General features: G+C 51.8%; 14 protein-coding genes. 10 read left to right on the top strand and 4 right to left on the bottom strand.

From position 1 onward, the window contains the following. Positions 1–14: 14 nt before the first annotated feature. On the top strand, positions 15–2,255 hold the full coding sequence (locus KB213_RS01090; RefSeq protein ID WP_211680106.1) for a primosomal protein N': 2,241 nt from the start codon (positions 15–17) through the stop codon (positions 2,253–2,255). A 306-nt stretch (positions 2,256–2,561) separates the two neighbouring features. After that, positions 2,562–3,617 carry a hypothetical protein gene (locus KB213_RS01085; protein WP_211680103.1) on the top strand — a complete coding sequence of 352 codons (1,056 nt, stop codon included), beginning with the start codon at positions 2,562–2,564 and terminating at the stop codon, positions 3,615–3,617. 19 nt (positions 3,618–3,636) lie between these two features. Here the strand turns inward: KB213_RS01085 and KB213_RS01080 are convergent, their stop codons facing one another. Beyond that, positions 3,637–5,238: an alginate export family protein gene (locus KB213_RS01080; protein ID WP_249110116.1), complete on the bottom strand. Its 1,602-nt coding sequence runs from the start codon at positions 5,236–5,238 to the stop codon at positions 3,637–3,639. A gap of 190 nt (positions 5,239–5,428) precedes the next feature. Beyond that, a complete protein-coding gene (locus KB213_RS01075; RefSeq protein ID WP_211680095.1) occupies positions 5,429–6,019 on the bottom strand; it encodes an IMPACT family protein in 591 nt (196 codons plus the stop codon). An 86-nt stretch (positions 6,020–6,105) separates the two neighbouring features. Between KB213_RS01075 and KB213_RS01070 the strand changes: the two genes are divergently transcribed. Both KB213_RS01070 and KB213_RS01065 read left to right on the top strand, forming a co-directional pair. Beyond that, a complete protein-coding gene (locus KB213_RS01070; RefSeq protein ID WP_211680092.1) occupies positions 6,106–8,691 on the top strand; it encodes an MMPL family transporter in 2,586 nt (861 codons plus the stop codon). A 203-nt stretch (positions 8,692–8,894) separates the two neighbouring features. Beyond that, positions 8,895–12,122, top strand: a complete 3,228-nt coding sequence (locus tag KB213_RS01065) for a TonB-dependent receptor domain-containing protein (protein WP_211680089.1) — start codon at positions 8,895–8,897, stop codon at positions 12,120–12,122. Between the two features lie 65 nt (positions 12,123–12,187). Here the strand turns inward: KB213_RS01065 and KB213_RS01060 are convergent, their stop codons facing one another. Continuing rightward, the gene (locus KB213_RS01060; RefSeq protein ID WP_249110115.1) at positions 12,188–12,919 is read right to left on the bottom strand and encodes a Crp/Fnr family transcriptional regulator; all 732 of its coding nucleotides are present in this window, start codon (positions 12,917–12,919) and stop codon (positions 12,188–12,190) included. Between the two features lie 275 nt (positions 12,920–13,194). Between KB213_RS01060 and KB213_RS01055 the strand changes: the two genes are divergently transcribed. The 6 genes from KB213_RS01055 to KB213_RS01030 all read left to right on the top strand — a co-directional run bounded on the left by KB213_RS01055 (position 13,195) and on the right by KB213_RS01030 (position 23,740). Then, positions 13,195–13,908 (top strand): OmpW/AlkL family protein, encoded by a 714-nt coding sequence (locus KB213_RS01055; RefSeq protein WP_408903705.1) that lies wholly within the window; start codon positions 13,195–13,197, stop codon positions 13,906–13,908. A 275-nt stretch (positions 13,909–14,183) separates the two neighbouring features. Beyond that, entirely contained in the window at positions 14,184–15,326 is a 1,143-nt protein-coding gene (locus KB213_RS01050; protein ID WP_211680086.1) for an efflux RND transporter periplasmic adaptor subunit, read from the top strand. 18 nt (positions 15,327–15,344) lie between these two features. Further along, positions 15,345–18,458 carry an efflux RND transporter permease subunit gene (locus KB213_RS01045; RefSeq protein ID WP_211680083.1) on the top strand — a complete coding sequence of 1,038 codons (3,114 nt, stop codon included), beginning with the start codon at positions 15,345–15,347 and terminating at the stop codon, positions 18,456–18,458. Beyond that, positions 18,455–19,981 carry an efflux transporter outer membrane subunit gene (locus tag KB213_RS01040; RefSeq protein WP_249110113.1) on the top strand — a complete coding sequence of 509 codons (1,527 nt, stop codon included), beginning with the start codon at positions 18,455–18,457 and terminating at the stop codon, positions 19,979–19,981. The genes KB213_RS01045 and KB213_RS01040 overlap by 4 nt, the downstream gene beginning before the upstream one ends. 214 nt (positions 19,982–20,195) lie before the next feature. Beyond that, positions 20,196–22,982: a magnesium-translocating P-type ATPase gene (gene mgtA / locus KB213_RS01035; RefSeq protein WP_211680080.1), complete on the top strand. Its 2,787-nt coding sequence runs from the start codon at positions 20,196–20,198 to the stop codon at positions 22,980–22,982. 29 nt (positions 22,983–23,011) lie between these two features. Continuing rightward, positions 23,012–23,740, top strand: coding sequence for an MgtC/SapB family protein (locus tag KB213_RS01030; RefSeq protein ID WP_211680077.1), 729 nt, complete (start codon positions 23,012–23,014; stop codon positions 23,738–23,740). Here the strand turns inward: KB213_RS01030 and KB213_RS01025 are convergent. Beyond that, positions 23,723–24,628, bottom strand: a complete 906-nt coding sequence (locus KB213_RS01025) for a diacylglycerol/lipid kinase family protein (RefSeq protein WP_211680074.1) — start codon at positions 24,626–24,628, stop codon at positions 23,723–23,725. The genes KB213_RS01030 and KB213_RS01025 overlap by 18 nt on opposite strands. Positions 24,629–24,755: the final 127 nt, after the last annotated feature.

Genomic DNA, 24,755 nt, shown 5'->3' with positions numbered 1-24,755 from the left:
GTTACACAAACATTATGGCATCAAAGAGCCTAGCGAAGCATGACCTGTCACGAAAGTCCTACGCTGCGGGAGAGCGGGTGCCAGTGTTGGTGCCTTTGCCCTTTGCGGGGGCTTTTGAATATCGCAGTGACACTCCTTTGGCAGCGGGTGATCTGGTAGCGGTCCCGTTGGGACGGCGCGAGATCATAGGCTGTGTGTGGGAGCGCGAGAGTACGGTCCCGCCAGATCTAGCACCGCCGCCTGTACCGTCTGTTGCGGAGCAGAGGCTCAAGGCTGTGATACGGCGTGTGGATGTGCAGCCTTTGCCGCAGCAATTACGACATTTCATTGACTGGGTTGCGGCTTATACGCTGAGCCCGCCGGGCATGGTTTTGGCCACGCCTTTGCGGTTGCATACGCAAAAGCAACCCAAGCCAAGTTTGGGCTGGGTGCGGACGCAGTTGCCGGTTGAAGGGGGGCGTTTAACACCCTCTCGCCGGGCTGTGTTGGAGGTGGTGGACGAATATCCGCAGAGTGCAGCGGATATTGCTGAGAAGAGTGGGGTGAGTACGGCGGTTGTACGCGGGCTGGCGAGCACAGGCCTCATTCAAGAAATGGCGATAGGTGTGGCTGCGCCTTTTGGTACGCCAGATGCTGACTATGCGCGGCCTGTTCTATCGGATGAACAAGAAGAGGCTGCGAATGCTTTAAGGGCGTTAGTGACGGCGGAGCGGTTCTCTGTGGCCTTGCTGGAAGGTGTGACCGGATCTGGCAAAACGGAAGTGTATTTTGAAGCGATTGCCGCGTGTTTAGCATTGGGACAGCAGGTTTTGGTGTTGCTTCCGGAGATTGCGCTTTCGGCACAATGGACGGAGCGTTTTGCACGGCGCTTTGGCGTGGAGCCAGCGCTTTGGCATTCTGACTTAGGGCAAAAGAGCCGCCGGGATACATGGTTTGCGATTGCGGCTGGTACGGCGAAAGTTGTAGTCGGGGCGCGTTCTGCGCTGTTTTTACCGTTTGAAACGCTGGGCCTCATTATTGTGGATGAGGAGCATGAAACGTCTTTCAAGCAAGAAGAGGGCGTGACGTATCATGGCCGCGATATGGCTGTGGTGCGCGGGCGTTTGGCGAAAGCGCCGGTGTTGTTAGTGTCTGCTACGCCGTCATTGGAGACATTGGCGAATGTGGAGAGCGGGCGGTATCAGCATTATCTTCTGACGTCACGTCATGGCGGGGCGCATTTGCCGGATGTGTCTCTGGTGGATTTGCGGGAAAATGGTCCAGAACGCGGGCAATTTTTAGCACCGCTTTTGTGTGAAGCGATTGATGAAACGCTTGCTGCGGAAGAGCAGGCGATGTTGTTTCTCAATCGTCGAGGGTATGCGCCGTTGACGCTGTGCCGCACGTGTGGCCATCGGATGCAGTGCCCGAATTGTACGACATGGCTGGTGGAGCACCGGAACCGCGGTATTTTGACCTGCCATCATTGTGGGCATACGGAGGGTATTCCGAAGGCATGCCCAGAATGTGATCATGAAGAAACATTGGTGCCGATTGGCCCTGGTATCGAGCGGGTGACGGAAGAAGCGCAGCAGCGCTTTCCGAATGCGCGGATATTGGTGATGTCGTCTGATACACTGGGTTCAGCGGCGGCTACGGCGGAGGCTGTGCGGCAGATTACGGATGGTGAAGTTGATCTCATCATTGGCACGCAGATTGTGGCGAAGGGCTGGCATTTTCCGAGGCTGACTCTGGTGGGCGTGGTGGATTCAGACCTTGGGTTAGGCGGGGGGGATTTGCGTGCGGCGGAACGTACAGTGCAGCTTTTGCATCAAGTGGCAGGGCGTGCAGGCCGTGCGGAGCGGCCCGGACGGGTGATGTTGCAAAGTTATGTGACGGAGCATCCGGTGATGGAAGCGCTGGTTTCCAATGATTTTGATACATTCATTGCACAGGAGACCGCGCAGCGCCGGCCCGGGTTTTGGCCGCCTTATGGGCGTTTGGCTGCGATTATTGTGAGCGCAGATGGTGCGGATGAGGCAGATGCTTTGGCGCGCGAGATTGCACGCTGTGCGCCGGAAGGGGAAGGCATACAGGTTCTTGGCCCTGCGCCGGCTCCGTTGGCGATTTTGCGCGGGCGGCACCGTAGGCGCTTGTTGTTAAGGACAGTGCGTGGACGGGCTGTACAACCTATTATTCGGCAGTGGTTGGCTGATGTACGTGCGAAAGGAAGTGCGCGTATTGATGTGGACGTAGACCCGATATCGTTTTTGTAAGAAAGGTGGTAATCTTGTCATGTTGATATTGAGGCGAGATTTTTAAGAGTTTGGTTTAGTGGAAAGTAATAATACTGTATTATATGAAGATGACCGTATTTTGGTTGTATGGGCGCCTAAGGAACATTTTTCAGATACTGTTTTTATTACTTTTGGGGACCTTTTGTTAAAGCCTGATGGGAAGCGTTTTTTGCTGAAAAACCACTGAGTAAAATTGGCATTTCGTCGGTTGGAATCGTTTCTAAAGACAATGGGTGGTATCAAGGGGATAGTCTTTTAAAAGCGTATAATATTGTAGAAGGTATTTTGAAAAATTTCAGTAATCGTATTCTTTATGGTGGCTCCATGGGGGGCTATGCCGCGATAAAATTTTCTCGTTTATTCTCAGCGACGCATGTTTTGTCTTTATGCCCTCAATGGTCCTTGGACCCAGATGAGTGGGATAGGGATGATTTTGGTTTTGATGGACATTTTAATGCTTCTATGCGTGGTATGGGCATTAAAAGAGAAGATGTTTCTGGTGAAATATATGTGTTTACAGACAGGTTTGATCAGAATGATTTCAATCATTTTTTAAAAATAAAAGAAAATGTAAGTAATGTTCATTATATTAATGTTCCTTTTGTTGGTCATGATGTGACGACTGTTTTTGCGGGGACGTCGCGTCTTTTGGATATTGTGAAATATTTTATTTCTGGTGATATTATTTCTTTAATTCAGATTAGTCGGAATGCGCGTAAAAGTTTTACATCTTATGTTGAAAGAGTGGAGAATATAGCCATTGAAAAATACCCTCGTTTAACGGCGAAAAGAATTATACAGAATAATGTATTTCCTGGTTATATTAGTCTTCTTCCTGTTATTGTATCTATATTGAAAAAAGAAAATAAATTAGAATATGCAATTTTTTTGTTGAATAAATTTCTTGAAAAGACACCGATAAATTCGTGTGAAATTGATATTTTATTTTCTTCTGCGCTCATGATCGGGAAAAATATTGTTGTTATGACAGCGCACAGAAAAATACTTTCTGTCGATGTTATGTCTATGATGTTGGCACAGTGTGATATCTCATATCGAGAGTGGGAATTTCCCATATTGTTAGATCCATACAATAAAACATATTTAATGAGTAAAATTAATTCTTCTTCTGTTGTTGTTCATGAAATAAATGAGAATAAAATTTCTCTTTCAAGAGGTGTCTATGGCGTTTCTTTGAAGGTAGATTTACTTCCAGCAGAGGGAAATAAATTTCATATGAAATACAATGATTTGTATTTATGTGCAGAGCCGTCGGGAGTGATTGGGTTTAATCGAACGCACCCGGCAGCATGGGAAGAATTTTATTTTCAGGCTTTATAAAGCCATGTCAGGTTTATCCTTAAAATCGAAAGACTAGATTAGATTGGAAGAAGCTTCCGGACTGGCCACCCGCTTTGTGGAGGCCGTTGGATGTGATGAAGCGGGCACCAATGAGCTGCCATGTGAGGTGGCGTTGTAGTTGGATAAGTAAGAAGGCTTGTGGCTCCACTCCAACAAAGCGGCCGTGATAAGGATGTGTGAAGGTGAAGGGGCCAGAAGAGCTCCAAATAGCGCCGTTCATATTTTCACGCCACAATACCGGCGCTTTTAATCGGAGGGATGCATAGCCTTTGAAAGGCGTAATACTGATGACGGGGGATAGAGAGATAAGGTTAGAAGGTTGTAGATAGGTAGTCGGGTCTGAGTAGGTCGTTTGTGGGTTATAGGGGCTCATATAAGTATGTAGCGTTGGGGTGGGGCCGTCTTTCCCGCCAGAATAGAGATCAAATTGCGTACCGATAAAAGGGTGCAGCGGGGATGGGGTATGGCGGTACCCTGCTATAGTATTAATGGCCCATGCAGAGACTGCGCTGGTGGGCGCATGATTGGCGTATTGAAATGTTCCGTTTTGATATAGCCCACCAAAAGAGAACTCGAAGTCCCGTGCGGTACCGTACCAGCGTGCACCGATATTGCCGCGCGATGATGTGCCGGTGAGGGTGCTTTTGCCGCTGGGAACAGCGGAGAGGCTCGATGCATAGCGATAGCGCAGGTAAAAGACGTCAAAAAATGAGTGAACTTGGTTTGAGCCGATCGTGATAGTGGGCATGACGGCTGTGCCATCGGTGCCGTATAAGCGCGTGCCCCAGTCAATAGTATCGTGGAACATTTTGGTTGGGTTGGTGTTGGTTTGCGCGAAGTCGAACGTATCTAAACGGAACTTAGGCCAAAAGGCGTAAAAGCGTGCTCCATTCCAAGAGAGGGGCACGTTCGGCGTTTCACGATTGTAGAGAATGTAGGAAGGTGCATCGAGAAATTGTTGTCGCCCGACAATCAGTCCGGTGCGCGCCTCTGCAAATTGACCTTTGAGCTCAATAAATGCCTGTTGTGCATCCAAGCGCTTACGAAAAGTTTGATTATACCCGAAGCCCTTCCAGCCAGCGGCATCACCATTGACCAGTTGGCCAAAGAGACGCACGTGTTCCCCGAGGTGTAAATCCGCACCAAGAAGATTTCTGACCATGAAACGGCCTGAATTTGCGTTGCCTCGCCTTCCTAAAAAGGGTGCTTCTTCCGCCCAGTTGCGGAGGCGTGTTTCACCTGAAAGGGTAAGCCAGATTGTTTTTTGCGTGTTGAGAGCAATAAATTTGAGTGGGTCGAGCGCGTCATCTGATGTGTGAGGGTTGCGGAGGTCACTCCAGTCTTCGGCCCAGGGTGCAATGCCGTACCGCCCGACGGGGCCAAAACCAGCGGCTTCACCCGTACCATAGTTAAAGGCCCCCCATGGGCCTTGGTGGCCTTCTGTGGGGCGGTTTAGGCTGGGTAAAACACGGCGTGGCTGCCCCACAAAGCCAGCATGTGGATAATCCTGTACAGGGGGACGATCATGTGTTGCACCGGGTAGCCATGATGAGGCTGTTTCTGCTGTATGGGCAGAAGTGGGTATGCTGATGATCGTCATGAAGAATAGGCAGGTACTGAAGACATGGGGTGAGGGGGCGGTGCGTCTCTTCAGTGACCGTGAAGGGGGCATGGAACTGCTTTCTTTTTTCGGTATATCTCTTTGGGGTATATAGTAGGACGATTTTTAATTGTTTTTCTACAATCAATACGAAAATAGAATATTTTCCATATACAACGATTTTTGGCTGTTATTCATCGTCGCATTGAATGTGAATTTGTCCGCGTGTCATGTCGCGGAGTTCCGTTGTGACGTCTGCTAAAATGGTGAGAGGCACAGCAAGGGCGAGTTGAACGCCATCAGCATCAAATTGAGTGTCTGTTTTTTGCGCGCCCCATGTGGCGCAGCGTGCTTCTAGGCGGGCAAAAAGGGAGAAGGGGCAGTGGAAGTGGAGTGTGCGGGTTTCGATGCGCTCGGATTTGGGGGCCTCACGTAAGCAGGCTGCTGCGGCTCCGCCATAAGCGCGCACAAGGCCGCCCGCTCCGAGTTTGACGCCGCCAAACCAGCGGATCACCACGACCATCACATTATCAAAGTTCTGTCCGTCAATCGCGGCAAGGATGGGGCGTCCAGCCGTGCCGGAGGGTTCGCCATCATCACTTGAGCGAAAACGTTGGCCAGTGCGAAAAGCCCAACAATTATGGGTGGCGTCTGGGACCGAAACTTTTTGTAGGAACGCCATTGCTTCAGCTTCGTCAGTCACAGGGGCCGCATGTGTATGAAAAACGCTATTGCGCACCACGGAGTGATGTTCGGTAGGGGCATCAAGGGTCCAGATCATGGGGGGATTGTGCCTGATCTGTGTCGTGATGTCAGGTGGTGGTAACGGGGGTAGGGGGATTGTTAGAAATCTGCTATATAGTGGGCATGTTTTCCGATCTGATTGGGCGGCTTAATGCTGCCTGTGCCCGCCATGCCGTAAAGGTCGTTGCTCTGTTTGTACTGCTGATTGCTGGCAGTATTGGACTGAGTGCTCTGCGTTTGAGTGTGACGACGGATACGGGGAAAATGTTTGCGGACTCGCTGCCATGGAAGCAGCGTGTGACAGAGATGGATCATCTGTTCCCGCAAGATGCCGATCAGCTTGTAGCGATTTTGGATAGTCGCACGCCTGAAGCAGGGCGTGAAGCGGCGCGCCAGTTGGGGCAGATTCTGAGTAAGGACCATGTGCATTTTCGTACGGTGACATTGCCGGACGACAATGCATTTTATCGTCAGAATGGTTTGTTGTTCCTTGATCAGAAAGATTTAGAGCCTTTGCTGGACTCTATTGTTTCAGCGCAGCCTTTTCTAGGGACGCTCGCAGCGGACCCATCGGCACGTGGCCTGTTTGGTGCGCTTGGCTTGGTCGGTGAAGGTTTGCGTTCCGGGCAGGGTGTTCCCGCCGGGTTTAATGGCGCATTGAATGGTTTTGCGACGGCCTTGGAGCAAGGTGCTCAGGGGCATCCGGATGATTTGTCATGGCAAAATCTTCTATTGGGCCAGCTTTCCAGCATGGGAACGGGGCATGAGTTTGTCGTTACCCAACCTGTGTTGGATTATAATGACTTTGAACCTGGAGCAGCGGCGACAAAAGCGATGCGTCAGGCCATTGATGATTTGCCTTTGGTAAAGGCGGGGCAGGTCAGCGGTTTGATTACAGGTGAAGTTAAGCTGGGCGATGAGGAGTTCTCGACAGTCGCGCATGGCATGATCACTGGGCTGGTCATTTCGTTGGTGTTGGTCGCTTTGTGGTTGGTTCTGGCGGTACGTTCTCCTCGATATATTGCGGCGATTTTGTTGACGTTGATTACGGGCTTGCTGATGACGACGGGGCTTGCGGCTCTGGCGGTTGGTGAGTTGAACATGATTTCCGTTGCGTTTGCGGTGCTGTTTGTTGGGATCGCTGTTGATTTCGCGATCCAATACAGTGTGCGTTTGCGTGGGCAGCGTGATGCTGCTGGGAATGCTTTGCCATTATTAGACGCCATTACGCTGACGGGGCGTGAAAGTGGCGCTCAGATTCTTGTGGCGGCTCTGGCTACGGCTGCGGGCTTCTTGGCATTTACCCCGACGCATTTTATCGGTGTGGCACAATTAGGGCTTATTGCCGGGATTGGCATGATTATAGCCTTTGTGTGCACCATGACGTTGCTACCTGCTTTGTTAAGTTTATTCCGTGCGCGTTTGGGGGCAGGGGAGCCTGGTATTGTATCGTTGCGCTCGGCTGATGCGTTTTTGCGGCATAAGCGTGTGCGTGTGATGCGTGTGTTTGGGCTTTTGGGCATTGTGGGCGTGGCGTTGATGCCGCTGCTGAAGTTTGATGCAGATCCGCTGCATACCAAAAACCCGAATACGGAAGGCATGCGTGCGCTTCATGTCTTGGAAGCCAACCCGCTGACGACACCGTATAGCGCGCAAGCACTGGCACCCAATATGACACAGGCAGCCCATATGGCTGCGGCATTTTCAAAGTTGCCGAGTGTGCATGATGTGTTGTGGCTTGGGGCTTTGGTGCCGGAAGGTCAGGACACAAAGCGGGCGATGATTGAGGATACAGCCTCGATTTTATTGCCGACCTTAGAAGTCACGCCTGCGCCAGTCCCGGATGCTGCGGCGTTACGCGATGCTGCGGCGAAAGCAGCGGCGCAGTTGGATGCTGTGAAAGAGAAGCTGTCTCCGCCTTTGGAGCGTATTCGCCAAGCTTTGCAAGTGTTGGCGAAAGCTCCGGATGATGTGGTGTTGCGGACGAGTCATGCGCTGACGCGTTTTTTGCCAGATCAGTTGGATACACTGAAGACTGTTTTGCGTCCTTCTGTTGTGACGCTAGCATCAATCCCGGAAGATATTCGGCGGGATTATACGTTGCCAGATGGCCGTACCCGTCTGACTATTCATCCTAATGGGCATATGTCTGAGACGCCTGTGCTCCATCGTTTCGTGGCGCAATTGGAAACCATTACGCCGCATTTGGCGGGGCCAGCTATTGCTATTATGGGTAGTGCACAGACGATTGTGACGGCCTTTATTGTGGCGGCGGTCTCGGCTTTGGTGATGATCGCGGCAATTTTGCTGGTTGTGTTGCGGCGCATTGTGGATACGGCGCTTGTGATGGCGCCGTTGTTGATGTCTGCGTTATTGACGGTGATTATGATTGTTACCGTTCCGGAGACATTGAATTACGCGAATATCATTGCTTTGCCTTTGTTGCTGGGTGTGGGTGTGTCGTTCAATATTTATTTTGTGATGAACTGGCGGCAGGGCTTGAAGCGGCCTTTATCCTCGCCAACAGCGCGTGCTGTTTTGTTTTCTGCACTGACAACGGCTACGGCTTTTGGATCTTTGGCGGCATCTGCACATCCTGGCACCGCGAGTATGGGGCGATTATTGCTGATGTCACTTGGCTGTACATTGGCGTGTACGCTGGTGCTTGTGCCAGCCTTGCTGCCCAAACGCCCAGAGGACACGGTGTGAGGAAATATTACAGACTAAATTAAATGTGACAATTAAGACACAATATAAAATACAGTTTTATAATGTGTTGCAATTTATATTGCGAAATCGACATAAAGATCCTCATTCTTTGAATCGGATTTTAAATCTTGGTTACAAAGTGAGGAATTTCTGTGGAAAGAGTATCGTTTTCGGTAGGTGTTGGAACAACGTTGCGACCGTTGATGATGTCGCGCTCTCTTTTGAAGGTACTGCTTTTTGCTGGAATCTCCTCAGCAAGTTTTGTGGCGTGTGAAGCGCAGGCTCAAGCTGCTCCGGCAGTGGTGAAAGCATCCAAAACACATCATAAAGTGCTGCATAAGGCTGCACGTGTTGCTCCTCAACAAAAGCAGGCTTCAACACCTGTTGCGACGATACAGCCCCGTGCAGTGCCGAATGTAGCACCGCGTGGTGTTGCAACCGTTGCGCCGGTTGCGGCCCAATCCGCTGTGATTGCACCTGCACAGTCACAAGAATTTGTGAGCGTTACGGGCACACGCTTGGCCAAGAACCGCTTAAACAACGTTATGGCGGGTACGACGGTGGACGGCGCGCAGTTGCGTGCACGTGGCTACACGGATTTGTCTCTTGCCATGCTGCGTGAGAACACCGCGTTCTCTTTGGGTGATGCGTCCCCAATCGGTGGGCAAAATTCCTTCGGGGCGGGGCAGAGCTTCTCCTCGCTCTTGGGGTTGGGGTCTCAGCGTACGCTGACTCTGATCAACGGTATGCGCATGGTCGGTGGTGAAACGGCATCGTTGTATGGCGGTGGGTCTGGTTCACAGGTCGATGTAGCAACAATTCCGACGTCTTTGGTGAAGCGCGTTGAAACCAAGTTGGGCGGTGCAGGTGCCGCGTATGGTGCGGATGCGGTTGCCGGTGTGATCAATTACGAGTTGGATGATCATTTTAAGGGTGTTGACCTGACAGCGCAGGGCAACTGGTCCCAAAAGCTGGATGCGCCACAAGAAAAGATTACATTCAAAGCCGGTACGTCTTTTGATCATGAGAAAGGCGGCGTGGTTTTTGACTTAGAATACCGTGGTGCAGGCGGTATGCTCGCGAATGACCGGCCTTATTTGACCGGTACACAAGCAACGACGTATGCGCGCCCCGCTTATGGTGACGCGACACCTTATGCACGTGTTTTGACACCACAAGTACGCTTCTTACAGAACTCTGTGACGGGTATGCCGATGCTTCAGGCACCGGATGGTTCACTGCCGGTGCGTCGTGGTTTGGCGAGTTCCTACGGTGTGGGCAACGCTGCTGGTCAGGCATTAATGTTCAGTGCTGACGGTAAGTCTTTGGTGCCGCTGACAACAAACTCTGTGCTTCGTGATGGTTTGCGTGGCAGTGGTGGCAATGGTTTGGCGCTGCAAAATTACAGTCAGCTTTATGCGCCCTCAAGCAAGTTGAACCTGACGACGCTTGGACACTACGATATTACCGACCATCTGCATGCAACGTGGCAAGGTTGGTACGCTCAGGGTAGCGCGTCTCAGCTTGTTGGGCAGGGGACGTGGAATACGCCGCAATTTGCAGATCCGTTGAGCTTGCAGAGCTATCAGCAAGACGGCGTTGTGAATGGTGCGTATCAGTTGAGCACGAATAATCCGTTCCTGACATCTGCGGAACGCACGACGATTAAGAATGCACTTGGTAAAGCGGGTTTGCCGACTGATACATTCTACCTGACGCGTTTGAATCAAGATTTGGATGCTGGTTTGTATCAAACAAACTTGACGATGTTCCGCTTCCAAGGTGGGTTGAATGGTGATTTCAACGCACTTGGGCGTAATTTTGGCTGGTCTGTTAAGGGTGAATACAGCAAGTACATCAATGATACGGTACAGCCTTCTATCGTTACGCAAAACCTGACGAATGCGTTGAATGCAACGACGGATGCGTCTGGAAATATTGTTTGCGCACCGTACACGAATTCGACGGCTGTAACGCGTAGCTCTACTTGTGCACCGTTGAATCCGTTTGGTTTCAATCAGCTGACGCCAGCGGCACGTGACTATGTGATTTCGGATGCACATACTAAGAATCACAACGTACAGCGTGATATTCAAGCTGAAATTCACAGCACGATTGTTCGTCTCCCTGCGGGTGATGTTGCGTGGGATCTTGGGTATGAGCATCGCCGTGAGGGCTATGACTTTAACCCGGGTGCGTTCTTCGCGGGCGAAAAGCAAGCTGACGGAACGTATAAGCAATATGGTAACTTAACCGCACTGCCGCCCACGAGTGGTGCCTATCATACGCATGAAGCGTTTGGTGAGTTGGATGTGCCATTGGTGTCACCCAATATGCATGTTCCCGGTATTTATAACCTTTCAGCCACGACGAATGGTCGTTTCACCAATAACAGCATGACCGGTAATTACTGGACGTATATGTTCGGTGGTGCATGGTGGCCGACACGGGATTTCGGTTTCTCAGGGAATTACAGCCAATCCGTACGTAATCCGTCTGTGACGGAATTGTTTTCTCCGCAAAGCACGTCATATGAAACGGCATCGGATCCGTGCTCTATTGAATATATTAATAGTGGGCCGAATCCTGCTATTCGTGCGGCAAACTGCAAAAGCCAAGGTATTCCAGCAGGCGGTTTCTCATCCAATATCAATTACTACACCATTCCGGGTAAATCGGGTGGTAATTCGCACCTTCAGAATGAAACGTCAAAGAGCTATACGGGTACTTTGGACATTCATCCGCACTTCATGCGTGGTTTTGATATGACGGCATCTTTTGTTGACATTAAGGTCAATAATGAGATTACGTCTCTCAGTGTCGGCGATTTGATGAATGCTTGTTATGATTCAAGTTCATTCCCAAATTCATATTGCAATACCTTCACACGTGATTCGAACCATCAGGTTACGAACTTCACCGAAGGGTACTTCAATATTGCCAACCAGCATCTTCAGGCGATGCAGGCGCATTTGAGCTACTATCTGCCGCTTACGCGTCTGGGCTTGAGTGAGGCGTTTGGCGATGTTGAATTGACGGGTGATTACACACACTACATCAAGAACAACACGACGTATCTGGGTTCAACCTATCAAGGTGTTGGTACGACATCGAGCCCGAAAGATTTGGCAACGCTCAACCTGAATTATTATCGTGGTCCATTCTTCATGCAGTGGCAGACGATTTATTATGGTGCGTCACAATATGCTGTGCAGGTTGCCAGCACGACGTATGAGCATAATAAGCGGCCAGATTTTGCGTATTTCAATACGACTTTCGGTTACCAGATCACGAAGAACTTCGATGCGAACTTCATGATCAACAACATCACGGGTGCTTTGCCAAAGTATCCAGGCACAGTGAGCATGACGCGTTATTATGATGCGATTATTGGGCGCTCGTTCCAGTTGAACATTGGCGCGCATTTCTAAGATTAATATTGTCTGCGCCAATGACATGGAAGGGAGGCTTTAGCCTCCCTTTTTTAGTGGTGTGTTTAGATGCTGCCTTCTGCAATGCGTAGAAGGCGTTCAGGGCGTAGAACGTCAATATGTGTGATGCCGTGAATGTTGATCAGGCCTTCGCGTTTGAACAGGCTGAAGGCACGGCTGACGGTTTCAATTGTCAGGCCGAGGTAATCGGCAATATCGCTGCGGGGCATGGGGAGTGTCAGCGAGAGATCTGTTGTGTTGTCAGATCCGGTGACGCGGTGGTGGCAGCCGATGCGCTCAATAATGAAGCTCGCAAGGCGTTCTTGTGCGCTTTTGCGGCCTAGGAGTGTCATGCGTGCTTGGCTGCGGGCGAGTTCACGAGAGGCTTCGCGGCGGAGGCGATTTTCTAAGTGCGGAAAACGCTCTGTCAGACGTTCCATCGCGACATGGGGAAAGCGGCACAGATGCGTGGGGGTGAGGGCTTCTGCGCCAAAAGCATATCGATCTTCAGCCGCGAGGCCGAGGAAAGATCCGCGTTCAGCAAAGCCAGTGACCTGACGGCGCCCATCGGGGAGTAAAGTAAATAACCGGATTGTACCGTCAGTGACGACAAAGAAATCACGTGCTTCCTCGCCTTCTTCAATAAAGCCACGCCCGGTTGGGACGGTCATCTTGGAGGATTCGCGTGAGAGAATGCCGAGATCGGCTTCGTCAATGGCGTCACAAATACTGAACTGTCGGCCTGCGCAATGGATGCAGCGGTCTGAGGGTTCTTCGTGAGTGGAGGGCATGGGCATGGGCGCGCAAAGTCCTTCTGTAGCGCAATGAGCCCCTGCGGATATGCTTTTGGCATTTGTGGGTAAGGTGCACAGCAAAGCCATAATATGTGTTATCCGAGCATCTGTTGTTCAGAGGCCTATGAGGTATGTCTACAAAACTTATTGGACTTGATCTAGGTCAAGGTCTGGTGATGTTGAGAGGAGTTTTGTGAGCGCATCAAAGAGTTATTGGAATGTGTCTCATGAAAATCTCGTCAATGTTTGTCCGTATGTTAGGTGTTTCTACTGCACTGATGGTTGTGGCTCCGGTTGTGGTCTCTGCGCAGTCAACGGTTTACACGACGGCGCCGACGGTTACGTTGAATGCACCGCGTGTGCAGGAGAAGTGTGGTCTTTTCGAAACATGCGCGAATACCAAGCAGGGGCTTGGTAAAGGTGATTTCTTAGTGCGTGTCTCGGCATTGGGGGTTTTGCCAGAGAATACATATTCACGCGTGGGCGTGATTGGTGGGCATGTTTCTGCGACGAATCAGGTTATGCCGGAACTCACGTTTGAGTATTTTCTGACGGACCATATTTCAGTTGATTTGATTGCTGCGAGTACGCGCCATGAATTGGCTGTTCAGAATTCGGCACTTGGTAAAGTTGATCTAGGCAGCACTTGGGTTTTGCCACCCACGATTACGGCTGCATGGCATTTCCGTCCGCATCATCGTTTTAACCCGTATATTGGTGCGGGTATGACGCTGGCTTTCTTCTATAATATGAACCCTGCCGGTGGTGCGGTGCAGAAGCTTGACTTGCGGACTACGGTTGGCCCAGCTGCAAATATTGGTTTTGATTATCAGGTTGCTGGGAATTGGTTCGTGAATGTGGACGCGAAGCAAATGTTCCTGAGTGTGCCAGCGTATATTAACGAGCGCGGTGGCGGTGTGGGCCCCTTTATTCATGCGCGTGATAGCTTGAATCCGACCACGGTTGCAGCGGGTATTGAGTACCGTTTTTAATTTCGTTTTTTACAGTGCGTAATGAAAAGCCTTCCTTGCTGATGTGGGGAAGGCTTTTTTCATAGCGTGTCTGGGAGATGAATTTTTTGCAACATGTAACATCAAGGTCTTGCCAAGCTGTCCCTATATGCGCCAGTCACCGAATACATAACATGGGCAGCTCACATGGTTTGTCCGAATTGACGGTACGATGTGCCTAAGGTGTTTTGCACCGACATTTAGGGGCCGTGTTATCTGATGCGGGCTCACACTATGAGCGGGGGTTATCTGTAAATATGCGCGTTTCACGCGCCGGCACGCTGGCTAAGGTCCTTCTGTGTCTGGCTATTTTGATTGTTGGTTACTTTATCGGTCATCGCTCGGTTTCGCCGAGTTATAAGACGGATATGGAGCCAGCTATGTTTACGGTTGATCATGGTGCTCTGGTTGTGCGCTCGCAAAGCCCCCTGCGAAAACGTTTGGTGGTGGCCCCGGTGGTACAGGCGGATGGCGCGGCTCATTTGACGGTTCCCGGCCAAGTGATGGCACCGCCAGACCGGCAAGTGAATGTCCTCTCTCCTGCAACGGGCCTGATTACGCAGGTTCAAGTGCAGTTGGGGCAGCACGTGACGCGTGGCCAAGTGTTGGCAACGATCGCAGCGGGTGATCTCGCGCAGGCCTGGGCAGATGACCGTCGTGCGAAAGCGGCCTTGGATTTTACTCGGCGTGCTTATGATCGTGCGCGTGGTGTGCAGGCCGTTGGCGGTAATGCCGTAAAGGATATGCAGTCTGCACGGAATGATTTGGAGCAGGCTGAAGCCGAAGCGGAGCGTGCTTCGCAGCGTTTACAGACAATGACGAGCCGCCCGGATTATGCGGCTAAAGGTCTGATGGCACTGGTCGCCCCTGTTGATGGTTTTATTGCATCGACCAAAATGGCACCGGGTCAAAACGTGACGGATGCCACCGCTGTGCAGATGACTTTGGTCGACCTGTCCACAGTGTGGGTTGCAGCATCCGCGCCGGAAGATCATCTAAACGCCTTGACGGCCGGTGTGCATGTAGCCGCAGATTTCCCCGCTCTGCCAGGGCGTCACTGTGATGGTGAAGTGCTGACGCGTGATCCGGCATTGATGCCAGATACACGGCGTTTGAACTTGTATGTTGCTTGTTCTAACGCAGACGGTCTGTTGCGTCCGGGTATGTTTGCCAATGCGCAGATTGCGGTGCAGGAAGCGGGGGCGTTGATGGTCCCGAAGACAGCATTGCTAATGAATAATGATCAGGTGTCTGTTTTCGTTGAAACAGCTCCTGATACGTTCCGCCGTCGCTATTTGGACATCGCTTATGATGAGGGCGATAACGTGCGGGTTCTTTCTGGTCTCTCTGCTGGCGAACATATTGTAAGCAGCGGTGCCATTCTTCTGAACGACGACTGATCGGATAGTTTCAAGACTATGATTGAACGTTTCATCGGTTGGTGTTTCGGGCACCGAAGTGTTGTTTTCACCGTTGCTGTGCTGTTGGCAATTGCGGGTGGAATTGCGTATCAGGTTCTACCTGTTGAGGCGTACCCAGATTTGGGTGCGGTTAACGTTGTTGTCACGACGCAGCAGCCGGGCTTGGCTGCTGAAGAAATGGAACAGCAGGTGACCATCCCTCTGGAGCGGACGCTCGCAAGTGTCCCCCGGGTTACGGATAGCCGCTCGACCAGTACGTTCGGCCTCTCTTTGATTACGTTGATTTTCAAAGAAGGGACGGATGTTTATTGGGCACGGCAGCAGGTTGAGACGGTTATCGCGAATAACCCTCTTGCGAATGGTGCTCAGCCGACACTAGGGCCGATCTCTGGCACGACGGGTGAGATTTATCGCTATACGCTGGAGTCCGATGACAAAAACCTGATGGAACTGTCGGATCTTCAGCGGTGGGTCGTTATTCCTGCGCTGATGCACGTTCCGGGTGTTGTGAATATTGATAACTTTGGTGGTTTCACTAGAGAATATCAGCTGGTGTTAAATCCTGCGGCGTTGATGCGTTATGGCATTGCGTTAGGGGACGTTGAGAGCGCAATCCGTAACAATAACGCCAATGCGGGTGGCGGTCGTATTACGCGTGGCGAGCAGTCTTATATTGTTCGTGGTGTGGGGATGATCCACTCCTTGGAGGATATGGGCAATATTGTTGTCACGCAGCGTAATGGTCTCCCGATTTTTGTGCATGATTTGGGCACGGTGCAGTTCGGCCATCAGGTGCGTGAAGGTATCTTGGGTAAAGACCATAACCCGGATACGATTGAGGGCGTCGTGGATATGTTGACGGGTGAGAACCCGTCTTTAGTTCTACAAAATCTGCACGCGCAAGTGGATGCACTGCAAAAGCGTTTGGCGCCACAGCACGTACGTATTGTGCCGTATATTGACCGTGACAACCTGGTTCAGGCGACGACTCATAAAGTCACTGAAACCATGATTGAGGGTATCTTGTTGGTTGGGGTTATTTTGACCCTCTTCCTTGGTAGCCCGCGCAGTGCAATCGTGACAGCTGTGACGATCCCTATGGCTTTGGCTGTGGTCTTCGGGGTGATGCATGTTCTGGGTATGTCGGCCAATCTCTTCTCACTTGGGGCAATTGACTTCGGTGTGATTGTGGATGGCGCGATTGTTGTTACGGAGACGATTTTGCGTCTGCGTGAAGATAAACCGAATGAGCGTCTGAGCAGTTCGGATGTGTTGGTTGTGGCGAAGCGTGCAGGGCATGCAATCTTCTCGGCAACATTGGTGATTATTCTAGCGTATAGCCCGCTCTTTGCGTTTGAAGGCAGTGAGGGGAAGCTGTTCCGCCCCATGGCCTATACGGTGAGTTTTGCGCTCATTGGTGCATTGTTATGTGCGCTGACATTGATCCCGTCTCTCAGCTATCTGGCACTGCGTAAGCCGAGCAAAATTTGGCATAACCGTCCTTTGGAATGGCTGCATGAGCGTTATACGCGCACGTTGGGTCATTTCATTGATAAGCCGTTTGTAGCGTTTGCCGGCGGTGCGGCAGCATTGGTGGCTGTGTTGGTGCTGGGTGTGTCAATTGGGCGTGAGTTCTTGCCGGATCTGGATGAAGGCGCGCTCTGGCTTCAGGTGCAGATGCCGACTGCTATTTCCATGGAAAAAGGCGAGCAATATGCGAATGAAATTCGTAATGTTATTCGTGAATTTCCGGAGACATCTTACGCGATTACCCAAATGGGCCGTTCGGATGATGGTACAGATCCGTGGACGCCGTCGCATATTGAGATGCCAGTTGGCTTGAAGCCGTATGATCAGTGGCCCGCAGGTGAAACGAAGGCACAGTTTATCGCACGTCTGCGTTCACGTTTGTCCCGCTTGCCGGGCATTGATTTTGGTATTAGCCAGCCAATTCAGGATCAGATGAGTGATCTAGTGGGTGGTGCGCATAGTCCGTTGGTGTTGCGTATTTATGGTGATGATTTCCAAGAACTGCGCCGCATTGGGCAACAGGTCGTTGATATTCTGCATCAGGTGCCAGGCACTGCAGAAGCGTCGATCTTCCAAGAACCACGTATCCCGCAAATTGCTGTGCAGGCGGACCGTCTAGCGGCGGCGCGTTATGGGATTAATGTTTCTGATATTGCGGATATGGTCTCTGGCGCGATTGGTGATGCACCACTCACGACGGTGTATAGTAACGCACGTTTTTATAATGCGACGTTGCATGTGCCGCATGATCAAACGCATGACTTGGAATATCTGAAACAGTTGCCTTTGCTGGATGGTTCAGGTGCGTATGTGCCACTGTCACAAGTGGCCTCGGTGGGCTTGCATATGGGTGAAAGTAATATTGCCCATGAGATGAGCCATCGTCAGATTACCATTCGAGTGGATAATGGGGACCGTCCGCTGTCTCAGTATCTGGCGGATGCACAGGCGCGGATTGATCAGGCTGTGCGTTATGATCCGAAGCAGTATTCGCTTGAGTGGGCAGGGTCTTTCCAGCAGCAACAACGGGCGCAAAAGCGTCTGACGGTTGCGCTGGCTGTGATGTTCGCGGCGATGTTGGTGCTGTTGTACATTGGCTTTGGTCAGTTGCGTCATGCACTGCTGATTTTGAGCGTGGTGCCTTTGGCAACGTTGGGTGGTTTGATCGCGCTGCATCTGCGTGGCGAAACGCTGAATATTGCAACGGCAGTTGGCTTTATTGCCCTGTTTGGTGTGGCGGTGCAGAATGGGATCATTATGATTTCCAGCATTAACCGACATCGTGCAGAGGGCATGTCTGTTCGTGATGCGACCATTGCAGGGGCTGGTGAGCGTTTCCGTCCGGTATTGATGACGGCGACGGTGGCGAGCGCAGGGATGTTACCTGCGGCGATGGCGACGGGTATTGGTACGGACGTTCAGCGTGGTCTTGCAACGGTTGTGGTTGGCGGCTTGGGTATTGCGACGTTACTGACGTTGTTTGTGCTGCCGGTTTATTTCAGTGAGCTTGAGATCTGGATTGAAAACCGCGAGGCGCGCCGCCCGAAACGTCAGGATGATGAAGGCGAGGTACGCTCATGAGACACGTAGTGATGAAGCGGGCCTTGCGTCTGACATCCGTATTATGTGCGACGGTGTGCGTGGCAGCTTGTGCAGTGGGGCCGGATTCTAAACCGCCGGTTATGGCGGATAAGATTGGTTACCAAGCGCAATCGGTCAAAGATACGGCCGGGGCGGCGGGCAGTGGTCTTAACGCGGCGCAGCACTTTGCTCAGGGCAGCGATGTGTCGGGCACGTGGTGGGAAATCTTTGGCAATGTTCAGCTGAATGCACTGGTGCTGCAAGCGCTGGATAATAATCAGACGCTGCACGGTATGCAGGATGCGCTTAAAGCGGCTTGGGAGCAGCGCCGCGTTGAAGGGGCATCGTTGTATCCGTCCGTTTCTGGGCAGTTGATGGTGACCCGGAATAAGACGTCTTATGCGTTGTCTAACGTGCCATTTGCCAATGAGTGGTTGTATAATCTGCATACTCTGCAATTGAATATTGGGTATGTGCCTGATTTGTGGGGTGGTAACCGTCGGGCCATTCAGGCCTCTGGCGCCGATGCGGATGTGCAGCGTTTCCAAGTGGAAGCAACAGCGCTGACCATGATCACCAATCTGGTGGAGTCCGCTTTGCAGGAAGCGTCTTTGCGGGCGCAGATTGATGCAACGACGATTCAGATTGAAACGCAGCGTCATACGCTGACGATCATTACGGCGCAAAACCGCCTTGGTGATATGTCGCAGCAGGATATTGCTGCTCAAATCGCATCTGTTGCGCAATTGGAAGCTAGTTTGCCACCATTGCAGCAGCAACTGGAGCAGACGCGTCATCAGATTGCTGTTTTGGTTGGACAATCGCCAGATGCGCCGTTGCCGGTGTTTACGCTGGATAAGTTTACGCTGCCCGCACAATTACCGCTTACGGTGCCGTCTGACCTGTTAAATCAGCGACCGGATATTCGTGCTGCACAAGCGCAGATTGATGGTGCTGCGGCGCGTGTCGGTGTGGCGATTGCGAACCGCTTGCCGAACCTGCAGTTGAGCGCATTGCCGGGGCAGGTTGTTGGTAAGTTTACGCAATTCTTTACGCCGAGTTTTAGTAACTGGTTCATTGGTGCGACGTTGACGCAGCCAATTTTCCAAGGCGGGTCACTGCTGCATGCGGAGCGTGAAGCGCGGGATAATCTGTTGCAGGCGAATGAGCTGTACAAAGCCACTGTGTTGAGCGCTGTGCAGAATGTAGCGGATACGCTTTCTGCTCTTCAGGCAGATGCGGCTGCATTACAGGCGAACCAAAAGAACTTTGAAGCGGCGACAAAGAGTTTGAAGATTGCTCAAGCACAGTTGCGCTTGGGGGATGTCAGCGTATCGACCCTTCTTCAGGCACAGCAAGCGCAGGCGCAAGCGCGTGTGGCCTTGGTGCAGGCGCAAGGTGCACGTTTCTCAGATAGTGTTGCATTGTTCCAAGCGCTTGGTGGTGGCTGGTGGCACCGCAATGATTTGGGCATGACACCGAAAGAGCAGAAAAAACTGGGTAAATCACTCGTTCCGTGGTGATGTGTGGTGGGAGGTATACTTTAGTATATCTCCCGTAAACTTTAAGTATTCTCATATATATTCATATTGGATTGCTCTGTTGTGAGAGGGTGTGCACATTGCCCCCGCAACTGAGGGCGGTGCTGTTTTGAGATCAGAACCTGCCTCAACTCCATGCTGCGTTTGTCGGTATTTCTCCTGCATAGGGGCCGGTTTTTGAAAGCCGGGAATGTTTATGAGCCAATTTGATCGTTTGTTTCAGGCCTTGTTTGGTGTGTTTTTTACGCGCCACAAGACGGCTCGGCATTTACGACGAAGAGCGATTTTGGAGACGTTTCGTTCTTCTGCGAACCCTAAGCATGACCGAGCTTTTCGGTATGTATCCCGGGCGATGCGGCGTGTCGCTCAAGATGATGTGCTGGAAGCAATTGCGCGTCTGTCTTCACATGAAGAGGGTTTGACGGAGCTTGAGGTTGAAAAATACCGCAAACGCTTTGGCCCGAATACGGTTGATTATGAAGCTGCTATGCCGTGGTGGCGGCATTTGTGGCAGTGCTACCGGAACCCGTTTAATGTTCTTTTGAGTGTTTTGGCCCTACTATCGGGGCTGACGCATGATTTGCGGGCCACCATTGTTATTGGCACGATGGTGCTGTTGAGCACGCTTATTCGGTTTGTGCAGGAGGGGCGGTCCAACCAAGCAGCTGAACGCTTGAAAAATATGGTGAGCACCACGGCGTCCGTGCTGCGTCGTCCGTCTATGAATGATGAAATTGTGGGGATCGGGCGTAAGTATTTTGGCGTCAACCTGCATTTGGATAGTGATACCCGGCATATTGAAGTGCCGATTAGTGAGTTGGTGCCGGGTGATCATGTGGTGCTCTCGGCAGGGGATATGATCCCGGCGGATTGCCGTTTGCTAACGGCTAAAGATTTATTTGTCTCTCAAGCCGCTATGACGGGGGAAGCACTCCCAGTTGAAAAATTTGCGGTGTTGGATCAGCCATTTGAGACGGTATTTGACGCGGCAAATTTGGTGTTTATGGGCACTAATGTCGTCTCTGGTTCGGCCGTTGCGCTGGTGGTGGCGACGGGGCGTCAAACGTATTTTGGGACATTATCCGAACGTTTGGGCATGCAGGACCGGAGCACGACGGCGTTCCAAGCCGGTGTGAACGGCGTGAGTTGGCTCCTGATCCGTTTTGCGCTGATTATGGCGCCTGTTGTGCTCTTGATTAATGGGTTCACGAAAGGAAGTTGGGTCGAGGCTTCGGTATTTGCATTATCGGTAGCGGTGGGGCTGACGCCTGAGATGTTGCCGATGATTGTGACGTCTACCTTAGCGAAGGGGGCGGTGGCGCTCTCTCGGAAAAAGGTCATCGTGAAGCATTTGGATGCAATCCAGAACTTTGGTGCGATGGATGTTTTATGCACCGACAAGACGGGGACATTAACGCAGGATCGGATTGCGCTGGAGCGTCATACAGATGTGCTGGGCGATTCTTCAGATGATGTGTTGCGTTATGCGTATTTGAATAGTGCGTATCAGACGGGGCTGAAAAACCTTCTGGATCATGCGGTTTTGCAGCATGTGGAGTTGCAGCATGAGTTGGTGAATGCGCAGGGCTATACCAAGGTTGATGAGGTTCCGTTTGATTTTGAGCGCAAGCGGATGTCGGTCATCGTGGAAGGCGGGAGCGGTGAGCGGACGTTAATTTGCAAAGGTGCGCTGGAAGAAATTCTCTCAGCCTGTACGCATGTGCGTTTGAGCAAGCAGGCTGAAAGCACAGCTCTTGACCAAGAAATGTTGGAGCGCGTTCGGGCGGTAGCGGCTGATTTGAATCGGCAGGGATTGCGCGTGGTTGCTGTGGCCATTCGTGAGAATTTGGGTGAGCAGTCGGTCTTTGGTGTGGCGGATGAAGCTGGGCTGACGCTGCTGGGTTATATGGCCTTTTTGGATCCACCGAAGGAAAGCACGGCCCCGGCGTTGAAGGCTCTGGCATCGCACGGTGTGGCGGTAAAGGTTCTGACCGGGGATACGGAGCTTGTGGCCTTGCAAGTCTGCCGCCAGGTGGGATTGGAGCATTGCCGCTATTTGCTGGGCGTTCAGATTGAGAAGATGAACGATGAAACGCTGGCGCATGCGGTTGAGCGGCATCAGTTGTTTGCGCGTCTGACCCCAGCGCATAAAGACCGGATTGTGGGTGCTTTGCGTGCGAATGGGCATGTAGTGGGCTTCATGGGGGATGGGATTAATGACGCCCCAGCTCTGCGTGCTGCGGATGTGGGTATCTCGGTTGATACGGGGGTCGATATCGCGAAGGAGGCGGCGGATATTATCTTGCTCGAAAAGAGTTTGATGGTGTTGGAGCAGGGTGTTCTGGAAGGGCGTCGGACCTTTGTGAACATGCTCAAATATATCCGTATGACGGCGAGTTCTAATTTCGGGAATGTTTTTTCGGTGTTGATTGGCAGTGCATTTTTGCCTTTTTTGCCGATGTTGCCGTTGCAGCTTTTGGTACAAAACTTACTGTACGATATCTCGCAAATTGCGTTGCCTTTCGACAATGTGGACCGCGATTTGGTAGCCAAGCCTTTGAAGTGGGACCCAAAGGATGTTGGGCGCTTCATGCTCTTTTTCGGGCCGTTAAGTTCTGTTTTTGATATCGCGACGTATATGTTGCTGTGGTGGGTTTTTGGTGCTGATAATATTGCGCATCAAGCTTTGTTTCAGTCCGGCTGGTTTGTGGAAGGTCTTTTGACCCAGACATTGATTGTGCACATGATCCGCTCTCCCAAGCTGCCCTTTTTGCAAAGCACGGCGTCTTTGCCGCTGATGGTGACGACTGTGGTGATTATCGCGCTGGGGATCTTTTTGCCGATGAGTCCTTTGGCGGGGTATTTTGGATTTGAGGCACTTCCGGGCACGTTTTACCCATGGCTTATGCTGATTGTGCTGGGTTATGCTGTACTGACGACAGTCATGAAGAGATTTTATGCGCGCCGCTTTGGGTGGGTATGAGTGTACGATCAGAAAAATAAAGAGGCTTCATGAGCGGCTGGCATTTTGCGACCTTAAGTGAAACGGGTGAAACTCTGGTGAATCTGCTCTGCGCGTTTGTGCTGGGCGGGATCATCGGCATTGAACGGCAGGTGCGGCAGCGTACGGCAGGGTTGCGTACGAATACGCTGGTTGCTGTTGGGGCTGCGATTTTTGTGTCTTTGGGGACGCGGCTGCATGAGTTGCAGGGTGGCTCTCAGACGGCGATTACGATTGTGGCCTATGTCGTGTCTGGTATTGGCTTTCTTGGTGCGGGTGCGATCATGAAAGAAGGGGCCAGTGTGTCTGGCCTGAACACTGCGGCGACTGTGTGGGGCTCTGGTGCAGTAGGGGCCTGTGCTGGTGCGGGCATTTTGGACGAGGCGTTTTTAGCGGCGTTTTTTGTTCTGGCATCAAATACGCTGCTGAGGCCGCTCGTTAATCATATCAACCGTTTGCCGTTCCGTGAGGAAAGTGGTGAGGCCACTTATGTGGTTTATGTGATTTGTGAGCGTTGGGTACGGTCTGATCTTCGTGATGCGGTTGCGGAGATTTTGGAGCTGGCTAGCTATCCCGTCCGGCAGATTGAGGATCATCCATTCGGTGATGATGAGGTGGAATTGTCCTTCACGCTCTACGCAACAGCCGTTCAAGTGGAAGAGTTGGATATTGCGATGGAGCGTGTTGAAGATATGGAGGGTGTTCGGCAGGCGTTTTGGAACTCAGGTGAAGAGGCGTGAGTCGATAAAAGGGTTTTTGGCAGGTGTGGCGAGTTGCACCGGTTGGGCTGCATCTTTGAGGGTAACTGCCGTATAACCGGCGGCGTCTCCATCGGCTTGGAGGGGGACGCCATCGGGATGAGCTATTGTTACATGTGCGCCTTTGAGGGAGATAACGCCCGGTAGGCGGCTCATGCGGCTTTGTGGGAGCGCCATCCCTGCGCGTAGGGCAGAAAAAACGCCGCCATGGCGGAATAAAGTAATGGAAAATCCTGGGCGATCTGGGCGCGCGGTGGGATCTAGTGTGTATGGACCGCCATAGAGGCGGCCTTTGCTGATAATGGCGTTGGCTGCGGTGTAGGTACTGCCATCGACGGTGACGGTTAGGTCTGGGAAGGAATATTTGGGCAGTTCTGTCAGTGTTTGAATGATATAGGCATTCCGTCCGACAGCGCGTTTGAGGCGTAGATTGATGGCATGCACGACATGGGCGTCAAAACCGGCACCAACCATTTGAACAAAGAGTTTGGTTTGATGATTGGTTTGCATCATCCCCGGCCAGAGAGGGGTGCTGTGGGGGGATGTCAGTGTGGCGGCGAGGTCTTTGGTGTGGAAGGGGATGCCATATTCATGGGCCAGAACATTGGCTGTGCCGAGCGGAATAATTCCGAGGCGGGCTGAACTGCCGATCATACCGGAGACGGTTTCAGCAATGGTGCCATCGCCTCCTGCGGCAATGATGATACGGGCACCAGCCTCAGCGGCTTCACGGGCGAGGCTTGAGGCGTGCCCGCCGTAACGGGTTTCCATGATTTTAACGGAAATGCCATGCGCAAGAAGGCAGTCCAGAACGGCCCAGAGTTTGCGTGTGTTGCGGCGGCCCGCTGTGGGATTGTGGATCACGTACATGGCGCCGTCTCCTGTCGAAACCGCATAATAAGGTTAAGCCTTGATGGAGTGATTTGAACGCTATTCTTGGGGTTCTGACCATCGGCACGGAAGCGAAATCATGAAACTGTCACGTGGCAAGGAGAAG

It is taken from the genome of Neokomagataea anthophila (genome assembly GCF_018122595.1).
GTDB classification, from domain to species: Bacteria; Pseudomonadota; Alphaproteobacteria; order Acetobacterales; family Acetobacteraceae; genus Gluconobacter; species Gluconobacter anthophilus.
The sequence above is the reverse complement of the archived record's forward strand: the minus strand, read 5'-3'. Positions and strand labels throughout refer to the sequence as shown.